This window comes from Sphingomonas sp. SRS2 (assembly GCF_000971055.1).
Lineage (GTDB): Bacteria > Pseudomonadota > Alphaproteobacteria > Sphingomonadales > Sphingomonadaceae > Rhizorhabdus.
In genome coordinates this window covers 1-18,857 of sequence record NZ_LARW01000108.1, presented here as the reverse complement: position 1 = coordinate 18,857, position 18,857 = coordinate 1, and the positions used below count along the sequence as shown (strand labels likewise).

The 18,857-nt window shown below is 62.8% G+C and carries 17 protein-coding genes and 2 pseudogenes; 6 read left to right on the top strand and 13 right to left on the bottom strand.

Translation table 11 applies throughout. The features are described 5' to 3' along the window. Window positions 1-27 precede the first annotated feature (27 nt). From WP12_RS15965 to WP12_RS15945, 5 genes are all read left to right on the top strand, one after another. Window positions 28-792: a ParA family protein gene (locus WP12_RS15965; RefSeq protein ID WP_046194675.1), complete on the top strand. Its 765-nt coding sequence runs from the start codon at window positions 28-30 to the stop codon at window positions 790-792. Next, entirely contained in the window at window positions 792-1,688 is an 897-nt protein-coding gene (locus tag WP12_RS15960; protein ID WP_046194674.1) for a ParB/RepB/Spo0J family partition protein, read from the top strand. The genes WP12_RS15965 and WP12_RS15960 overlap by 1 nt, the downstream gene beginning before the upstream one ends. A 62-nt stretch (window positions 1,689-1,750) precedes the next feature. Continuing rightward, the gene (locus tag WP12_RS15955; protein ID WP_046194673.1) at window positions 1,751-1,960 is read left to right on the top strand and encodes a hypothetical protein; all 210 of its coding nucleotides are present in this window, start codon (window positions 1,751-1,753) and stop codon (window positions 1,958-1,960) included. A gap of 252 nt (window positions 1,961-2,212) precedes the next feature. Continuing rightward, a complete protein-coding gene (locus tag WP12_RS15950) occupies window positions 2,213-2,743 on the top strand; it encodes a plasmid mobilization protein (RefSeq protein ID WP_046194672.1) in 531 nt (176 codons plus the stop codon). A 32-nt stretch (window positions 2,744-2,775) separates the two neighbouring features. Further along, the gene (locus WP12_RS15945) at window positions 2,776-3,864 is read left to right on the top strand and encodes a relaxase/mobilization nuclease domain-containing protein (RefSeq protein WP_046194753.1); all 1,089 of its coding nucleotides are present in this window, start codon (window positions 2,776-2,778) and stop codon (window positions 3,862-3,864) included. Between the two features lie 30 nt (window positions 3,865-3,894). Here WP12_RS15945 and WP12_RS15940 read toward each other — a convergent pair whose 3' ends face one another. Further along, window positions 3,895-4,545: an SOS response-associated peptidase gene (locus tag WP12_RS15940; protein ID WP_046194671.1), complete on the bottom strand. Its 651-nt coding sequence runs from the start codon at window positions 4,543-4,545 to the stop codon at window positions 3,895-3,897. 49 nt (window positions 4,546-4,594) lie between these two features. Continuing rightward, window positions 4,595-5,254, bottom strand: coding sequence for an SOS response-associated peptidase family protein (locus tag WP12_RS15935; RefSeq protein ID WP_046194670.1), 660 nt, complete (start codon window positions 5,252-5,254; stop codon window positions 4,595-4,597). Window positions 5,255-5,402: 148 nt separating this feature from the next. On the opposite strand from WP12_RS15935, the pseudogene WP12_RS26490 reads away from it, so the two are divergent. Further along, window positions 5,403-5,474, top strand: a pseudogene (locus tag WP12_RS26490) (transposase domain-containing protein); the annotation flags it as partial. Window positions 5,475-5,710: 236 nt separating this feature from the next. On the opposite strand, the gene WP12_RS24230 reads toward WP12_RS26490, so the two are convergent. The 11 genes and pseudogenes from WP12_RS24230 to WP12_RS25920 form a co-directional block, all read right to left on the bottom strand. Then, a complete protein-coding gene (locus tag WP12_RS24230; RefSeq protein WP_084691191.1) occupies window positions 5,711-8,752 on the bottom strand; it encodes an EAL domain-containing protein in 3,042 nt (1,013 codons plus the stop codon). 146 nt (window positions 8,753-8,898) lie between these two features. Beyond that, window positions 8,899-9,396 (bottom strand): nitroreductase family deazaflavin-dependent oxidoreductase, encoded by a 498-nt coding sequence (locus tag WP12_RS15925; protein WP_046194669.1) that lies wholly within the window; start codon window positions 9,394-9,396, stop codon window positions 8,899-8,901. Window positions 9,397-9,722: 326 nt separating this feature from the next. Beyond that, window positions 9,723-10,643 carry a nucleotidyl transferase AbiEii/AbiGii toxin family protein gene (locus WP12_RS15920; protein WP_046194668.1) on the bottom strand — a complete coding sequence of 307 codons (921 nt, stop codon included), beginning with the start codon at window positions 10,641-10,643 and terminating at the stop codon, window positions 9,723-9,725. Next, a complete protein-coding gene (locus WP12_RS15915) occupies window positions 10,640-11,500 on the bottom strand; it encodes a type IV toxin-antitoxin system AbiEi family antitoxin (RefSeq protein WP_046194667.1) in 861 nt (286 codons plus the stop codon). The genes WP12_RS15920 and WP12_RS15915 overlap by 4 nt, the downstream gene beginning before the upstream one ends. A gap of 116 nt (window positions 11,501-11,616) precedes the next feature. Beyond that, the gene (locus tag WP12_RS15910) at window positions 11,617-12,552 is read right to left on the bottom strand and encodes an LPD7 domain-containing protein (RefSeq protein WP_046194751.1); all 936 of its coding nucleotides are present in this window, start codon (window positions 12,550-12,552) and stop codon (window positions 11,617-11,619) included. Next, window positions 12,542-14,539, bottom strand: a complete 1,998-nt coding sequence (locus WP12_RS15905; RefSeq protein WP_200894538.1) for a type IV secretory system conjugative DNA transfer family protein — start codon at window positions 14,537-14,539, stop codon at window positions 12,542-12,544. The genes WP12_RS15910 and WP12_RS15905 overlap by 11 nt, the downstream gene beginning before the upstream one ends. Further along, window positions 14,505-15,509, bottom strand: coding sequence for a P-type DNA transfer ATPase VirB11 (virB11, locus tag WP12_RS15900; protein ID WP_046194666.1), 1,005 nt, complete (start codon window positions 15,507-15,509; stop codon window positions 14,505-14,507). Before virB11 ends, WP12_RS15905 begins: the two co-directional genes overlap by 35 nt. A gap of 1 nt (window position 15,510) precedes the next feature. Further along, window positions 15,511-16,731, bottom strand: a complete 1,221-nt coding sequence (gene virB10, locus WP12_RS15895) for a type IV secretion system protein VirB10 (RefSeq protein WP_046194665.1) — start codon at window positions 16,729-16,731, stop codon at window positions 15,511-15,513. A 5-nt stretch (window positions 16,732-16,736) separates the two neighbouring features. Then, on the bottom strand, window positions 16,737-17,594 hold the full coding sequence (gene virB9 / locus WP12_RS15890; protein WP_046194664.1) for a P-type conjugative transfer protein VirB9: 858 nt from the start codon (window positions 17,592-17,594) through the stop codon (window positions 16,737-16,739). Then, window positions 17,591-18,280: a virB8 family protein gene (locus tag WP12_RS15885; protein WP_046194749.1), complete on the bottom strand. Its 690-nt coding sequence runs from the start codon at window positions 18,278-18,280 to the stop codon at window positions 17,591-17,593. Before WP12_RS15885 ends, virB9 begins: the two co-directional genes overlap by 4 nt. Window positions 18,281-18,613: 333 nt before the next feature. Further along, window positions 18,614-18,742, bottom strand: a pseudogene (locus WP12_RS25920) (type IV secretion system protein); the annotation flags it as partial. Window positions 18,743-18,857 lie beyond the last annotated feature (115 nt).

Sequence of the window (18,857 nt, the reverse complement as noted above, 5' to 3'; positions counted from 1 at the left end):
CGCGGTTGCCCAGGACGGAAGATCTTCGTGAAAACCATCGTGATCAGCCTCCTGAAAGGCGGCGTCGGCAAAACCTTCTTCGCGACCCATCTCGCCTGGTATCTCGCCGAGCAGGCGGGTTGCCGGGTCGCGTATATCGATCTCGACCCGCAGGGCAGCTCGACGCGTCGCCTTGCCAAAGAGCGCAATGGCTGGTTCTCGGCCGACCTGTTCGATCCCGAGGCCAAGCTCGTGCTTGAAGATGCACCCGGCATCACCGTGTTCGGCGCCGACCCGCGCCTGCAAATGGTCAAGGCGGCCGCGGACGTTCACGACTTCATCGGGCGCTTCCGGGGGCTGCCCAAGCATTTCGATTATTGCGTTATCGACACCGGACCCAAGTGGGATGAGCTGACCTTGAGCGCGATGGCGGTTGCCGACGAGGTGATCGCGCCGGTCCAGGTTGCCGAGGATTCGATCGAGTGCGCCAAGATGCTGCTGACCGCGCTCAAAAAGGCCGAAGCCGCGCGCGGCGGCCGCAAGGTCAATTTCCTTGGGCTGCTACCGTCGATGGTCAACGCCTTCGACAAGCGCGAGATGGAGAATGCGGTGAAGCTCGCACACGCCGTCGGTCCGACGATGATGTTCCCGGCCTTCGTGAAGGCGCGGCCGACCTACAAACATTCGGCCGAGAACCATCATGCGGTCTGGCACGAGAAGGGGAGCGGCGCCAAGGCGGCCTCCGAGGAGATCCGCACGATCCTCGCCGAGGTGGAACGTCGGGTTGATACCAGGACCAAGGAGCCGGCCTGATGGGAAAGTTCGACCAACGGGCCGAGGAATTCGGGATGCTGGTTGGCGCGCACGAAAGTGCGCGCCGCGTCGAGGAGCTGCCGCTCGACTGGCTGACGCCCGATCCCGGCAATCCCCGCACGCATTTCGATGAAGCCGAGATGGCGGAGCTTGCGGCTTCGATCGAGGCGCGCGGCGTGCTGCAGCCGATTATCGTCCGTCCCAAGAATGGAGATGGCAAGCATGTCATTCGGATGGGTGAGCGGCGTTACCGCGCCTCGCTCGCAGCGGGGAAGAAAACCATCCCGGCCATTGTCAGCGATGCGGGGGAGGGGGCCGATGTCCTTGCCGACCAGATCGTCGAGAATGACCAGCGCGCCAGCCTCTCGTCGCGCGAGCTGGCACTCGGTGTTGAGCGGATGCTGGCCGATGGAATGAACCAGGCCGAGATCGCCAAGGCGCTCGGCCGTTCGAAGCAGTTCGTCTCGCTCTACGCCGCTTATGGCGAGATGGAGCCATATCTGCGCGACGCAATCGACAAGGCCCCGATCCGGGTTCTGTACGATTTGCACCGGGCTGCACGAAAGCACCCGCTGGAGGTTCGCGACTTCGTCAGGGGATTCGGCGAGCGGGGCGTGACGCTTGCGGAAGGCACGATGTTCGTCACCTCGCTCAAAGTGCCGGCTGAAACAGGGGCGCCGTCTGCAAAGGCCGCGCCCGCCGCCGCGCCAGTCGAACCAGCGTCTGGAAAGCGGGTGGGCAGGGCAGGGCGGTCTTCGGCATCGTTCCAGCCGAGCCCGTTCAAGGTCATGGTTGGCACCAGATCTGCCCGACTGGTGCTGCCTGATCGGGTCCGTGTCGTGTTCGATGACGGTGACGAAGACGAGGTAGCATCATCCGACCTGTCGTTCGACTGACGCGATTAGGGTAGAGTCGCGAACTGAGGCTGATGAGTCGCTTTGGAAAGTCAGGATTACCGATGGCCGGTGAGTTGGACGATATCTGTGCGCAAGTGGACTGCCCAAAATGCGGGGCAATTCTCAACGTGCCCTTCAGCCAGATACGGTTGCAGAAGGCCGCGGCCTGTTCGTGCGGTGCGATGATCCGTCTTGAGGACGATACTCCGATCGCAGCCATTCAACGCCTGATCGACGAGGCGAACCCGCCAACGTCGGCCAATGATGCCTAGCGCGAGACCAACCACCAGAACCCCTCACTCCGCGTAGAGAAATCGATTTTTCAGATAGAATGATGGCGGCATCCCTTCTTCAGGGATGCCGCCATTTTCGTTTCGCAGGGCATTTTCGGCTTGCGTATGCAGCCGGGGAGGCGATGGTTCGGAAGAAGGCTTCGAGTCTGCTTGAGCAGACTGAAGAAGGTTCAAATTAGGTGAGGGCCGGATAGGCTTGACGCCGGGGATGTATGACAATAGCCTTTTGAGGTGGCTGTCTTCAACGTGCGATTGCCCGATGAACTCGCGGCGCGCTTCGATGCGGTGGCGGCTTCCCACGGAGGTCGTTCGGCCCACCTGCGCGGCCTGATCGATCAGGCGCTTCGCAATCCCCAAGATGAAGTCCTTGTCCCGTCGCCGCGTGAGCGGACGACCGCCCGCGTCGAAGTCCGCCTGACCGCGACCGACATCGACCGGCTCGACGCGGCGGCTAGCGAACGAGGTCTCAAGCGCACCGAATGGATCGTCGCGCTGTTGCGCCGCCGACTCTTCGGCAAATCGCCGCCGCCACAACCTGACCGCGCGCTGATCTCGCAATCCTGGCGCGAGCTCAATCGGATCGGGATCAACCTCAACCAGGCGGTGCGCGCGCTCAATGCGGCGACGATGGTGGACTCGGGCCTCGATCTCGCGCGCGAAGCGGCGCGGGTCGCCTCGTTCCAGGAAGAAATCGACGGTCAGCTTCGCGCGCTGGGTCGCGCACTCGCCGGCGACGTCGCCTATTGGGATACGCCGGCGTGAAGGATGATGACGTCCTTCCGCTGCCGAGCCTGATGGAGGCCTGGCGCCCGCCGACCGGGGGCAAGCGGACGTTGAAGGGCGGTACGCTGCGAATTCGATCCGGCGGCAAGGGCAGGGGAGCGGCGGAGGGCGCGCCCGCCTTGTCGCAGGCCGAGGCTAGAGCGAAACTCGAACGGATCGTGCGCAAGGCGCCGGAGGTCATGGTCAAGATCTCGGGCAAGCAGCGTGGTGCTGCCCATCTCGCCGAGCATTTCGGCTATATTTCGCGGCACGGAAAGCTCGAGGTCCGCAGCAGCGAAGGCGAGATCATCACCGACGAGAAGCGGCTCAAGGTCATCGCCGCCGATTGGGACATGCTCGACCAGGCCATGAACCCCTATGGCAAGGATCGACCGACCTCGATGTCGATGGTGCTCTCAATGCCGGGCGGCACCACCGATGCGGCGACGATCCACGACGCGGTCCAGGCCTTTGCGCGCGTCGAGTTCGAAGGGCAGTTCGCCTATATGGTCGCGCTGCATACCGATACCGATCATCCGCATGTCCACCTGACCGTTGCGACCCAGGGCGAAGACGGAACACGCTTCAATCCGCGCAAGGCGGATCTGCATCACTGGCGCGAGAGCTTTGCGCACGAATTGCGGCAACGCGGCGTCGCGGCCGAGGCGACGCCGCGCCGCGCGCGCGGTCATGTCCAGAAGCGGGTTCGCTCGCCGGCGCTGCATCTCGAAGCGCGCACGGCGGAGCAGGGCAGGGGGCTCGACATCCATCGGCTGACCGAGGAACGCGCGGCCGAGTTCGCGCGCTCGGCCGAGCCAGAGCGGCGGCCCGAGGATGTGGCAGCGCTCGGCCGGCAGAAGTTCATCCGCGGTGCCTATGCTCAGGCGGCGGCAGCGCTGGCCGCGACGGGCAAGGAGGATGACCTCGCTCTAGCTGAAGACGTGACGAGCTTCGTCGCGGCGATGCCGCCGGCCGTATCGCGGCGCCTGGAGCGCGCGCGCGAAATCATGATGGCCGAACGGGCCGCTGGTGGCGGTGTCGAGCGTAGCCCAGAAACCGGAAACGAAAGCGGCAAGGCACCCGATCGCGAACGGCCCAAGCCGCGCGATCGCGATCGATAGGGCAGGGGCCAGGCCGCGAGGCCGCCGCGGTCAGAGTTGATCCAGGCTTACCTGTGCGGGTCGCCGGCGCGACCACAGCTCGTCCGTCCGATTCATCTCAATCAACTCGTCCGGAAAGCATCGGTCGCGGAAGGCGATCACATCATCCAGAGAGCCGTGGAGCCACTGGTCATATTCGTCCGGGTGCAACAGGACCGGCATTCGGTCGTGCACCGGGCGGATCGCCTCATTGCAGTCGGTCATCATCCCGGAATAAACGGCTCCCCATTCGTCGCTGATCCGCCACATGCCCGCCCAGGCGAAGATCGGTTGATCCTTCACCGCGAACCAGGTCCGCGTCATCGAGCCTTTTTCACCCTCCGCTTCGGCGAAGCCGGTCACCGGGATCAGGCAACGCCACTGCGGCTTCGGTGCGATCCCGCGCCACATGAAATTGGTCAGGTCGGCGATGTTGTTGACGGGCTTCGGCTTGATCGGAAGGCCGGTCTTCTTGCTTTTCATCGGCCGCGGGAAACCCCACACCATCGACTGAAGAACGCGCGCGCCCTCGGCTTCGCGAACGACCATGCCGGGATAACCTGGCAGTGTTTCTTCGGGCGTGTTGAATTCGGTCGGCACATCGACACCGAAATGCGCCGCGACTTCTGCCGCGCTTTTCCTGACTGTGTAGAGATTACACATGGACGGTCCTGGCTCGTGTTTCAGGGTCGATCATCGCCGATGATCGCGATCATAGCAAAGCCATTTGCGGTTGCAGCGCGGCCGGAAGATCACCGCTCCGCCAGAGATCGTCACTGTGCAACACCGTCATCCGCGCAGCCGCTATCGGGGGGCGAATCTGAAAGCCGATGACGTCCCTGATTGAGCAGCCGAGCCACCGCGCATAGTCTTGCGGTTCGAGCAGCACGGGCATGCGGTCGTTATAGGGCTCGACCGCCGCATTGGCGGTCATCGTCATGCCGGCATAGACGGGTCCATAGTCCGGGACATTGCGGCAGAAGCCCGCCCAGGCGAGCATTGGCCGATCGGAGACCGAGAACCAGCTGCGCGTCTTCGATCCGGGATCGCCATTCGGGTTGGCGAAGTGAGTGAGTGGGATCAGGCAGCGATATTGCGGCTGCACGACGAGCTTGTCCCATAGCGGATTGGTGAGATCGGCGACGAGGCCGATCCGCCCAGGGAGATCTCCGCGCTCGCGCATTTCGCGGGTCAATCGCGGAAAGCCCCAGTCCATCTGCCGCATCAGCCGGCGGCCGCTTTTCTCGAACACCACCAGGCCCGGCAGGGCCTCGACGGTCTCCGACGGCACCGTCAGCTCAGGACTCGCTTCCGCGCCGAAATGCGCGGCGATCTCGGGGACAGTGCTGACGACGGTATAGAGCCTCGACATGGCTCACCTCACGCAAATCGACTCGATGAGTGCCCGATATAGCATGGAACAAACATCGAACAAATGCCGTGTCTCGCGCCATAGCCGAAGCTGATCGCTTCGCTCCGCTAAGCGGTCGGCCGTATCGAGACCGCCAAAACTCAAGTTCGTTGACCCCGAAGCGTGGCTGCGCGAAGCGCTGACCCGCATCGCCGAAGGGCACCGGGTCAACCGCATCGAGGAACTTGCGCCGTGCCGCTTGGCTATCGGAGTGCGGACCGGGAACGGGAAAAGGGGCGCACTGTCCGCTGCAGGCAAGGACGGTGAGAATAGCTGCCGGTCGACGCCGGATAGATCTTTCGGGCGCTTACGACCCAAAGCCGGTCGTTCCACTTATCGGCAGCGAACGGCCATTTCGGAAAAATCCTGCCGGTCCCGATCGACGTTACCTAGGGAAGCTGCTTCCGTCGGCGACTTTCAGGGGCAATCTGGACAGAACATTTCCGTGCCGAGGACGGGGCCTCTTCCGGCGATAACTTCTGCAGCGATCGATGAATCGCGCTCGCCATCACCGGCGCGGGCGCAATGGATGATGTCTTCGATCGGCTCAGGTCGATGGAAGAGATAGCCCTGCGCATAATCCGCGCCCATCAGCTTCAAGCGGGAAAATACAGCCTGCTTCTCAACGCCCTCCGCGACAATCTTGATGCCGAGGACTCTGCCGACATCCACGAAGCAGCGTACCGCCGCTTCATCGAGCGGATCGCTGATCATGTCGCGTACAAATTGACCGTCGATCTTCAGAACATCGATCGCCAATGATTTGAGGTAACCGAATGAGGCGGCGCCCGCACCGAAATCATCGAGCGCGATCCTTACGCCGAGCCGATGCATCTGTTCAATGAAAGCGCCGGCATCGGCGATGTTGGTGATAGCGGCCGTTTCCGTGATTTCCAGGCAGATGCACTCGCACACAGACGTGCCGGCGGCGCTCAATATGCTTATTGCCTCCCTATGGAACGCGCGATCGCCGATGGATTGACCGGAAAGGTTGATGCAGATCGTATCGACAGCCGAGAGATCAGGCTGGCCCGCCAGCAGGTCGGCAACCTGCCTGATCACCGACCGATCGATCCGCGAAGCCAGATGGAACCGTTCGGCAGCAGGGAGAAATAGGCCCGGCAGGATCACCATGCCGTCATTTTCCACCAGACGCAGCAGCACCTCCAAATACAATCCATGCCCGGTATCGTTGACGGGCAAAATACGTTGCGCGAACAAGCGGAAGCGCCCCTCGTCGAGCGCCGCCTCCAGCCGGGTCGCCCATTGAGTCTCACCTTGTCGGGCGTGCATCATGTGGTCCGCCTCGAACCATATATGCACGCGGTTGCGGCCTGCCTCCTTTGCGGCGTAGCAGGAACTATCCGCGGCTTGCATGATTGCTGTCGAGGTGGGCCAGTGGCTGTCGATCGGGACCAGACCGATACTGGCGCCAATTCTGAACCGCTTTCCATCATGGATGAAGCGGAAGTCGTCGAGGCGATCGCAAATCTGCTGCGCGACGCGCTCGGCGTCGTGGCGGGAGCAATGTTCGAGAAGGACGGCGAATTCATCGCCGCCGAGGCGCGCGATCGTATCCCCGCTACGAACCGTGTCCCGGAGCAGCTTCGTGATTTGCTGAAGCAACATGTCGCCTGCCGTGTGACCGCAAGTGTCGTTGACGATCTTGAACTGATCGAGATCGATATACATCAGAGCGTGAGCGCTCCCGCCCGTCTGCGCTTCGGTAAGTGCACGTTGTAATCGGATCTCGAACTCGGTCCGGTTGAGCAAGCCGGTGAGACCGTCGTGCCGCGCCCGGTGGCTCATCTCGTTGCTCAGGCGGCGTTGCTCCGTGACGTCGTGAAATACCAGAACCGCGCCCATCATGTCGCCAGTTTCGCTACGGATCGGCGCCGCCGAATCCTCAATGCTGAATTCGTGACCATTTCGTGAAATCAGCATTGTGTGGTTGGCAAGGCCGACGATCCGGCCTTGCCGTAGCGCGACCTCGATTGGATTCTCGGCCAGTCGTCGGGTTTCCTCGCTTATAATGTGAAAAACCTGGCTTAGGGGGCGTCCCTGCGCATCAACTGAATCCCAGCCGGTCATTTGCGCGGCTACCGGGTTCAACCACGTGATAATGCCGCGCTCGTCGGTGGTTATCACGGCATCGCCGATCGATTCGAGCGTAACGCGCAACAATTCATGCTGTGCCGCAAGCTGTGCGGTAAGAGCGCGTCGTAACGTTATATCCTGCACGGTACCGCGCAGCTTGGCTACATGCTGTGCTTCATCGCGGAATACCTCGCCTCGCGCCTCGACCCAGCCTGTCAGTCCGTCTGGCGTTACAAACTCCATCTCCAGGATATAGGATTGGCCGCTCTGCAATGCAGTCTCAACAGCGGTCTGCAGCCGCGCCCAGCTTTCCGCCGTATAGAGTTGTGCATGGTCGGCGAACGAAGGGGACCCATCCGCAGGATCTCGCCCCATGATGTGATAGAGCTGTTCCGACCAGGTCGTAACGTCGGACTCCGGTAACCACTCCCAACTGCCGATGCCACCGAGCCGCTGAGCCTCCTCCAGCGAGGCCTGAGCCTTTTTAAGTGCCGACACATCGCTCACCTGAACAAGGAATCCGCGCACCTCGCCATCGATGATATCCGGCGAATAATATGTAAGACCGTGCCGAATTATGCCGTCCGGGCCGGGAATGGCCCGCTCGAATATTTGCTCGTTACCAGCGAGGACCCCATCTATGTGCGGCTTGTTGAGTGCGAATAATTCAGGCCCGAGAAGATCGCGGATGTTGGTGCCAACCAGTCCACTTGCTTCAACGCCGAACCATCGCTCGTAGACCCGGTTAGCAAAACGGCAAGTGAGGTCAAGATTCCAATACGCCATCATCGACGGCGCATTATCAACTATTAACCGCAGGCTTGACTCTCTAGCATTAATTATTTTGACTGCATCATGTAGTTTTCGAACGGCAAGCCTGCCTTCGAGTGCTTTAACGGTGGCATTTGCGAGATTGCGCAGCACTTCGCGCTGGATATCATTGAGCTGGCGTGGTTGGCGGTCGATCACGCATAGCGTTCCGACATGGCTACCACCGCTCAAGCGCAATGGCACTCCTGCATAGAAGCGAATATCGGGGTTGCCGGTAACCAGCGGATTATCGGAAAACCGTGGATCCAGCGTCGCATCGGACGTCTCCAGCAGGTCGTTACCGAGGATGGAATGTGCACAAAACGCGAAATCGCGTGGCGTCTCGGCAACCCCGGGCAGGCCCACATTCGCTTTAAACCACTGACGCTTCTCATCAACCAGGCTGACCAACGAAATTGGAACCTCGCAGATCAAGGCCGCAGCCTTGACCAAGGCGTCAAACTCTGGCTCCGGAGGCGTGTCCAACACGCCAAGTTCCAATAGCGCATCGAGCCGGGCGGCTTCGTCGATCGGATACGCTGCTTTCGGCATTATGGTCCCTTTTCAGGAAACGATCATGCTAGCACAAACTTCGCACATCGCGAACATCAAGCCTCGGCGTGATGGACGAAAAGTTCCTGACCGACGCGGATCACTACGCCATCCACCGGCGTCGGGCCGGTGTTCGCATCAATGCTTCAGCGATCCAGATCAGCTTCTTCGAATACCGAGATGGCGGCCACCGGCTTCATCAGGACGAGCGGGATCAGACGGTCCGTGCTCTCCTGATAATCGGCGTAGGGCGGATAGATCGCGACCATCTGGCCCCAGATCCGCTGCCGCTCGGCATCGACGGGCTCGCGCCAGGTGGCGCGGAAGGCCTGCGTGGCGACCTGGACCTCGACCTCACTCGCCGCCGCGATGTTGAGGTACCATGCGGGGTGTGTTGGCGAGCCGCCCTTCGAAGCGACGATTGCGATCTCGCCTTCGACCATGCCGTAGATGAGCGGCACGACCAGCGTGCGGCCAGTCTTGCGGCCTACATGCTTTATCAGGCAGATCGGTTGATAGCCCTCGTCATTGATTGGGCCGAAATCAAAAAAATGGCCGTCCGTGCCGCCGGACCGGAGGTAACGTTGCAGGTGCTGTTGTTGCCACTCGTGCATGCTTGGCGGGGTGGAATTGGTGGCGCTCATAGGGAGCTTCTCCGCTGGGAGGTGGTTTGCCGGCCGCAGTGCGTCGCGGTCGCGTCACCATAGCCGAAGGCGGTCCCGCGCCGAAAGGGCCTGCGAACATGAACTCGCTCATTGGGGGCCACTGCACTGGCGAACGTCTGAGTGTCCGCTCCCGCCGGAAGCTGACGTTTGCCGCCGTCGTTGGGAATGGCGGGTAAGTCCCAACCCCCGTCATTCCAGCCTCATCGACCACGGCGGAACGAAGGGCAGATCTCAGGAAGCCCTCGACCGCCTCAAAACGGCTATGACCCGGTCCTTGCCGACCGACCGCTTTTCTGGGCGGGCGCTTACGCCGACCCGAGGCAATCCTGGAGCGCCTGCAGCTGGTGATCGAACTTCGCCGGATTCTCCGAGCGTAGCCGCTCAAGATTGAGGCGCTTCCAGCGTAGCGCCGGCAAGTCCGCGATCGTGGACTCGAAACCGAGCGCATCCCAATCGGGCGTGAGGTGATGGAAGGAGGTGAGGAAGTGGCGATTTGCACCATGGCTCGCGCGGCCGAGGATCTCGCGCACCAACTGCTCCCGTGCCTCCAGAAGGGCATCGAGGGACAGGTCCGCGACGGTCATGCCGAGAAACTCGTCGCTATATTGGGCGCTGATATCGAGCCGGTGCGGGCAGAGCAGTTCGTGCGCGGGACGCGGATGGCTGACGAGATAAATCAGGAAGGCTTTGAAGAGATCGTCGCTGATCCCTTCGTTGGCGAACAGGAAGTGGATGTCGAACAGGTCGCGGGGGTGCTGGCGATCGAGCGCGGCCGCGATCTTCCCGGCATAGAGGTCGGCCTCGGACACGAGTTGCATTTCGACGAAGCCGAAGCGTTCCTCGACTGCGGCGTTCACGGATCTCAGCACCGGCGGGAACACCGAGCCCCGCAATACCGGGGATACCTCGATCTTGATCGTCACGCCGTCGGACTGGACCACCAGGCGCTTGCCGTCGGGAAGGAGCCGCCGTTCGACGGTCATGCGCCCGTCTCGCTCGAGCCGTGACGCGATCCGGTCGAGACCATCGCGGACTGCCTGAAGCGAGCTGTCGCGATCGGCGACGGGCAGATAGACGAGATCGATATCGACCGACAGGCGCGGCAAGTCGCGCACGAACAGGTTGATCGCAGTCCCGCCTTTCAACGCGAAGATGTCTTCGCGCGCGATCTCGGGGATGGCGCGGACGAGCAAGCTGACCTGGTCGACATATCGCTGCGCGGTCATTGGGCTGTTTCCCCTGCCTTGGCGGTGAAGGTCGCCGGCACCGTTATCTGGTAATGAGGGTCCAACCGCCCGCCCGGGACGAGCTGCCGCTTTCCGCGACCCAGATCGATATGCTGGCGATCGATATGCTTCGCCCAGCCATGGTCGTGGCGATCGGCGAAGAACAGGAACAGCCGCTTGGCTCGGATGCTCTTGCATCCTTCAAGCAGGCTGGTCAGGAGCCTCGGCCGCAACGTCGTCAAGCCCTCGAAGATCGTATCGACATGCTCGAAGCTCAGGCGTTGGGGCACGTTTTCCATCATCTCGATGGTTGCCCGCTCGGCACCCGCTACCCGCAAGAAATGGTCCCAAGGTTCACTCGCGTCTGGCGACGGCACGGCGGCACCGAGGCGCGTCGTCCCCAGATCGAGCCGATGCCATTCGACACCAAGCGATGGATTCGAGAAAAGCGCGCGGTTGTGGAGGACTACCATCGCGTCGGTCGGGAGCTTCTGCAGCCAGGAGGGAACCGCGCCTTCCGGATCATAGAGATGGACCGTCCGGTCGCCGCCGAGACGGGCGAAATGCCCTAGCCCGCGGAGTTCGAGTGCGGTCATGCCGCCGATATAGAAGGATGCAGTTCCAATCCGTTGCGCTGACATCACTGCCATGTCCCAGCGCAAGCTTGTCGCCCCGCCAGCCGGGTTCGCGCGTCGGTAGACGCGCGGCGCGACGCGTTCGAGCCAGCCCCGCTGGACATAATCGTGGATCGATGTCCTGGAGATGCCCTGCGCCTGCAACCAGGCGGAATCGACCATCAGCCCGGGGGTCAGGCTGGTGAGAAGCTGGTTTAATGGCTGGCGCTTTCGTTCGTCCATGACGAACTATTTGAACGATTTGCGAACCGATGGCAATGCGCAGTTTACGACAGGCCAAATATGTTCGCAAAATACGAACGAACGGATCGATTCCCAAACCAGCCTCTGCGCCTACATCAGCGCGATCGGCTACGCTCGGGCGGCTTGTGATCCCGGCCTTGCCGAACAGGCGCGCCTCGCGCTGGCCCTGCGGTAGGCTCGACCCCGCGTTGCACCGATGCGCCCGCATCCCGGACAATGGCGGGCCGAATAGTGCGCCCGACAGCTATATGCGCATCGAGCTGCGCGCGCGCTACGGTCATCACGCGCGTGACGGCCTCTGGATTATCGAACAAGGTGCGCCGGATCACGGCTTCCATCACACGCATCTGGCTATCGACAGCCCGATCGTTGGGCATCGACCGCCCATCGGCGCGCCCGCCGGGCTGCCGCGCTGTAACGGGGGACTCGCTCGATCGCCGGCCGGGCGCCGGATCGCGGCTCTCGGCCGCGTCGCGCGCGATCATTGGCGCGATCGTGTTCTTGCTGGCATCGCTGCGGAGGCGGTCGAGCTCCTGCAAATCGCGATCATTCGGCTTATAGCCTCTGACATCGAGCCCCTTCTGGCCCGCCTCGAGCCAAACCGATCGCCGGAAGGCTTCGGTCCCCGTGACGTGGATCCTCTCCCACCCACGATGCTGCGCGATCGCGACGAGATCCTTCACGACCTCCTGGCTCTCTGTCGCCGTGACGAGCCGGCGGCCCTGATCGCGGAACGCTGGATCCTTCATCTCGGCCGAGGTAAAAAAGGCCGGCTCCCCGGACCATTTCGCCTTGTCGGCATAATAGCGCTTGCGCACGGCTTCGGGCAGATCGCCCGCCTCGACGGAAAGAGCCTTCGGCTTCTTGCCCGGCTCGGCCGTACGTTCCACATCAATGGCAGGAGCGACCGGGTCGGGTCTGGTCGCCTGGACTGCGGGCGCGGCCTCCTTGCCGCGCTCCTTGTCGTCAAAGGCGACGCTGTTGGTCCTGGCGCGCGGCTTGGGCGCCGCCGCCTTGTCATTATCGGCCATGATCATGCCTCGCTGTCACTAATGCTTCGGATGAATCGTGATCGTCGTCCGGCTCGATGGCCGCACGCGCGGTCATCGCCATGACGAAGGCAATCGCCGCTTTCTCATCGCCCGGCGGCGGAAGCTCCTCAAGTTCGCCCAGGACGAGCATGTCGTCGGTGATCTCGGCATAGCCGGACAATTCGTCGTCAGTCAGCGTGCGGGTCACGGCGGGCTCTTCCTCGGTTGGTGGTGGGGTGAGGAGCGCCGCCCGCTTCGCCTCGATCGCTTGGGCAAGCACATCCGAGCCAGCGCCGGCGCTGGCCGGCGGCGAGACCTGTTTCGCCTGCGGGATCACGGTCAGCCGCGGCGCAACCTTGGGCGGGTCCGAGATCCTGCTGGTGAAATGCCGCGAGCGGAAATACTCGATCTTACGCGCGCGAACCGGCGGAATCCCGCCGCGCAGCAACAGCAAATCGCCCTTGGGCATCTGCATCAGCTCTTGCGGCATCATCAGCGCGCGGCGCTGATCGGATTCCGAAATGCTACGGTTGGCGAGCATGCCGTGAATGGTGCGGCTCTTCGACTTTACGTTCATCGTGAAGAAGCCGAGCCGCTCGGAGAGTTCATTGGCGACCCTCAGCTCTTTCGGTGTGAAAACCACCTCCAGACCGCAGTTGGCGATAATCTCGTCGGTGACGTCCGCACCGTAGATTCCCCGCGGTTGCGAGCGGCTCTGGATTACCGGCAACAAGCGTAGCCCGTAGCCGGCGACATAGGAAAAGGCCGACGCGATTACCGGTGCCTTGCCCAGTCGAGCGAATTCATCGAGCAGCAGGAGGACGGGCACCTGGCCCCCGGACGCCGGCAACTCCCGCGTGTTGAGATCGATCAGCTGCTGCAGGAACAGATTATAGACCGGCGCGATCCGATCGATATTGTCCGGCGAGACGCCCAGATAGATCGAAATCCGCTCGCGGCGGACCTGGCGCAGATCGAAGTCGGTCTCCGACGTCGCTGCATCGACATAGGGGTTAAGCCAGAGGCTGAGCTTCGAGGTGATCGTCTGCTTGATACCGGAGAAGGTGTTGTCGGACGCGGAGGTGAAGTCGCTCAACGCCGAGACGCAGGCCTGGCTTAGCCGCTGCCCGCGCTTCTGCGCTTCATCGACAACCTTGGGCAGCTCGACCTTCGGGTCGCCCGCCGTCAGCCGCCGGTAGATTTCGCCGATCGTGAAGGGGAGGGCGGGGTTGGCCGCAACAAGGGCGCCGACGCCGACGAAGGCGGCGCGCGCGGCTTCAGCCCAGAAGGGGTCGGCCTTCTCGGGTGCTGGAAATAACATGCCGCCGATCTTCTGGAGCTCGTTGACCACATCGACGTCGTCGAGACGATCGATGAAGCTCAGCGGATTGTACCGCGCGGTCCGCCCTTCGGGATCGAGCGGGTCGAACAGATAGACGGCTTGGCCATGGCGCGCCCGGAAGCCGGCTGTGATGTCCCAGTTCTCGCGCTTCACGTCGAGCACCACGACCGAGTCCGCCCAACTCAGAAGATTGGGGATCACGACACCTACGCCCTTGCCAGCACGCGTGGGCGCCTCGAGCAGCACATGCTCGGTCCCGCCGAACACAAGATAGCGGCCACCCTTCTGGCCGACGATGATGCCGCTCTTGCTGCGCAGCTGTTCTTGCCGGATCTCGCTTTCACGCGCGAACCGCGCCTCGCCATGCAGCGAGCGCCCCCGTTTCAGGATGACGAGCAAAATGACGAAGGCGATTGCACCGCTGACCAACGCGCCCCGGTTCAACCACAGGTGGAGGAGCGGATCGCCGCGATAGTACCAGAGCCATGCTGGCACCGCCGTGATCTGCATCCGCGGCCCGATCTGCTTCAAGCCGACGAGCGCCACCAGCACCGCGCACAGGGAGCCGAGGATAAGCACCGCCGCGAGGATCCCCGCGACGATCGCGACCCTAGTGAGTGATCGTGCGTCCGACAGGCGGGTCAAAATATACCTCCTCGACCTCGAATTTTCCGGCGTGCTTGCGGGTCTGGACAACAACGTCGACCAACATGCGAAGCAGCCCGCGGATGTCGTCGCGGGCGAGATCCCGCCCGCCCTCCGATTCCTTGACCAGCAAGGTGAGCTGCTCGAACGCTCCCATGGCCGAGCCGGCATGGACGGTCGTGATCGAGCCAGGATGCCCCGAGTTGACGTTGCGCAGATAGAAGAAGGCGGTGCCGTCGCGCAGCTCCTGCAGCAGGATGCGATCGGGGCGCATGCGAAGCGCGCTTTCGAGCAATTGCTTGGGGCCGACCTTGGCGAGGCCCTGTCGCTCGCTCGAATAGACCATATGCACGACGTTGCGATGCTCGACGACGAGCTCGCGCGTATCCTCGATCGTCAGCAGCCGCTCATGGGGCGGGATCAGCTGGATGAGCGCCTTGGCGAAGGTGGTCTTGCCTGACCCGGTCGCGCCGCTCACCAGGATGTTCTTGCGGGCAGCAACTGCGGTCCTGAAGAAGGACGGCCAGTCACCGGCATCGCGTTGCGCTACCAGCTGCGCATCGACCCCGCCGAGACCGCGTGCGGCAGAGCGCGTGCCCTTGAACAGTCCCGTGTTGGCGAGTTGATCGATTGCGAGGTTGACGCGCGATGGCTTGCGCACCGTGAAGGATGGCGCCCCGCTCGGCGTCACTGACGGTATGACGATCTGGCAGCGCTCGCCACCAGGCAATATCGTCGAGCAGATCGGCGTCTCTGCATTGACGTCCTGCCGGGTGAAACTCGCGGCGGCGACGGCGAGCGTCGCGAGCCAGTCGCTGTCGAGTTCGGCGACATCATGCCAATGCCAGCCCTGATGATCCTCGATGCCGACCTCGCCGGGCTTGTTGATCACAAGCTCCGTCACCTCGACCGGCTCCAGCAGTGGCAGGATCGGTGCCAGGTAGTGGCGCAGGACGGCGGTATCGCTCACGTCAACGCCGCAGCTCGAGATTGTAGACGTCGGCGAAATTGAAGTCTTTGGCGACGAATATCCCGACTTCCTCGCCCTGGTTCTTTTTGAGCACGGGGCGGATGTTGATGCTGTTCTGGAGTGCTATGCCCGCGCCTTCGCTCGGCGTGCGCGTCGTGTTGTTGAAGTTGTTGCTGCCGCCCGACACCGATTGACCGGCGATATAGGCGGCGTCGTCGACCAACGAGAGCAGCAATGCGCTGCCGAACCGTGCCCAGAAGAATGTGTCGACCGATCCGGCTATTCCCGCTCGGCCGAGCGCGTCCGAGCCGGGCGACGCCAGGTCGATTCGGACCCCCTGAGGTGTGACCGCTCTCGTCCATAGAACGAAAAGGCGGTTCTGGCCCTGCTGAATGCCGCCATGATATTCGCCGAGCACCTTCGTGCCTTTCTCCATCAGCACGACCCGGCCATTTTCGGAATAGACGTCGCGCGGGATCAAACAGGAGGTGTAGCCGGGCTGCGCCGAGTTCATGGCAGTCTGGAGAATACACGGGATCAGCGTTCCGGCGGTCACGAGATAGTTGCGGTTCGGCAGCATCGAGGCCCGCGCTTCGCCGACCGCGGAACTCTGTCGAAGCGCGTCCAGCGCATTGGGCGCGCCGCGGGCGGCCTGGCCCGCAGACCCATCGCCGGCTGTTTCTGGCTGGGCGGGATCGGCGCTGGTCCCGGCTCCCGAAGCGCGCATCGCGTCCCGGCCGCCATAGGCGATCAATGTCGATCGCCGCGCCTGGTCGGCGAGGTTCTGGCGATTGTTCTGCGGTGCCGCGGCGGGGGCCGCTCCCGGTTGAATTGCGGGTACGATCTGGCCATCAGGGCCGACGACCTGTGCACCAGGCGGTGGGTTGATGACCGGCGCGTTGGGATCAACAGCTGCTAGGCCGAGCGGCTTGGCCTTTGTAGCGACAGCATCATAAGCGACCGTCTCGCGCGCCGCGAGATCGGGTCGCCGCGCCATTGCTTCGGGTTTCGCCATCAAGCTGCTGACATTCTTGCTCGGTCCCGAATTCACCCACAGAATGCCGAGCACCATCGCCGTGCCGGCGAAGATCAGCGCTGTGTTGCGCTTCGCCGGCGTCATGCCGCCGATCGGGTCGATACCGCGTTCGCGGATGATCTCGTCGCGCTCGGGCGTGGGATCGCCATGCGGGCGACGACGGTCCTCAGGCGCAGATTCGTCCATCGCGCTCACTCCTTCGGGTCTTGAATGGTGCGCTCGACATGCGGCGACGCAGTGTTGGTGCCGTAGTCGACACCGTAAGGGGTCGGTGCCAGATTATAGATGCACAGCACCTCTCGGTTACGGCGCAGTCGGAGTTGAGCCGCAACGGCATGCACCACAACGAATTCGTCTCGCACATCGAACGGGACAAGGCTTTCCGAGCCATCCGGCCGAACAAGGTAGATCGCCGGAATCTCATGGCTTCCTGGGAAGCGCAGGACCGTGAACTGGCCGTTGTCGGAGATCTCCGACGGCTGGAGGTCGCTCGAGCCCTGGACCTTGTAATTCAAATTGCGCGGCCCCTCTATCACACCATGATCGAGCGCACCGCGAACGACGCTCGCCTGAAGCGCCGCGACGCGTTGCGCCTCTTGGGTCGCCCGCATCCGGGCCGCGCGGTCTGCTTCATCACGCGGGTAGCGGAAACGGACCTGGAAGAAGGTGTTACTGCTGCCACGACCGATCGGCCCCCGGCGCGTAGTCAACTCGAACGCGTAGTTGCGAAGCTCGCCGCCGCGATTGGTCGTGACGATAAGGTTGGTTGGACCTGCGCGCTCGCGTGGCTTCAGGAAGAGGATGTGACCGGCGACCGCCACTTCCCACGATACCGTGTCCCCGAGTGCGACATGCTCGATCGTCTCGTCGGCACCGAGGACGACCTGCGTCGCCGTGCGGAACGTGCCGACGATGCGGTAGACCTGGGTCTCCTGATATTCGACGAACTTCACGCGCTGGTCTGCTGGTCCCGCGCGCGGCGTATCCTCGGCCAACGCGGGCGCGGCAATAAGCGCGAGGATGCCTGCGATATGGATCAGCCGCTTCACCGCACCACCTCCGGGTCGGCGCGGTAGTTTTGGACCTGAAACCCAAGCGGATTACGGTACCGGTCGCCCTCCGCCATCGGCGCGTTGGTGTATTGGAAGGTCACCGTCGCGATCCAATCACTGCTCTGCGTATCCGTTTCGGTCTGCACCGTGCGGGTGAAGCGCACGTTGGCAACACGGTCATTGATGAAGGCGATGTTGCGGACACGGGCCTGGACCACCGCACCTTTGCCCCAGACGACCTGTGGACTCGCCGCGTTGTTCGAACTGAAAAAGCGACCCCAGCGCTGCTGCTCGCCCGGCTCGGACAGGATGGTGACGGCCCTGAAATTCTCTTCGGCCGCCGCCGGCAACCAGCTCTCTCGCTGCCTGACATATTGCGCGAGGAAAAATTTCGTGACCGCCTCGTCGTAGCGCATCGGCTTCTGGGTGAGGGTGGTCTGGACGTCGACCGCGCCCGTCGTCTGGTTGACCCGGATGATATACGGCATGACGGTTTTCAGCGGGGCAAGGCCCGCGAGCGCGAACCCCTCCGCAGCTGACACAATCATCGCCAGGCCTGCCACGATCCACGCTATGCGCTCGGATCGAAGCGACTTGCGCTGGCGATCCTGATCCCAGGATCGTGCCTGCCCGAAATAGAGCTCGGCGTCCTTTGCGGGCACGCCCTCCGCCTGGCTGCGCATGGTCAGCAACTCCCAAAGGATCGAGGATCCGTCCGCGCGGAAGTCTTTTCGGGCGCGGGGTCGGGAACCGGCGGCGGCGGTGTCCCGCCTTCGATCGGTTGCTTGATCTGCGGCACGGGTGGCGGGGCAGGGGGCGCAACCACGGCCGGTAATGGTGAACCCGGCAAAACGCTTCCATAGATGTTAGCGTCACGCAGGTGCTTGCCGTTGCAAACCGGCAGCTTCTTTGGCCCCGATGCCCCGCTCGCCAACGCCGGGAGCAGGGCGATGACGATTGTCGAACGCCGAAGCCATCGGACTATCGAAGAGGACCTCGTCATAGGCTTTTCCTTGTCATGCGCGGCTGACCGAACCGCCGCGCTGAGCGGCCCGTTCAAGGTTGCGACTGTTGCGGGCGATGCGGCTCTGCTGAAACGGTGCCGCCATCGTTCCCCAGGCTGAGCCGGCGAATGATCTGCCCCCTTCTGAGTGGTCCAAAATTGATGATATTTTGGATGACGAAGGAGACAAGGAATGCCGAGCAAGAAGCATCGCCCGGAAGAGATCATTGGCAAGCTGCGTGAAGCTGAGGTTGTGC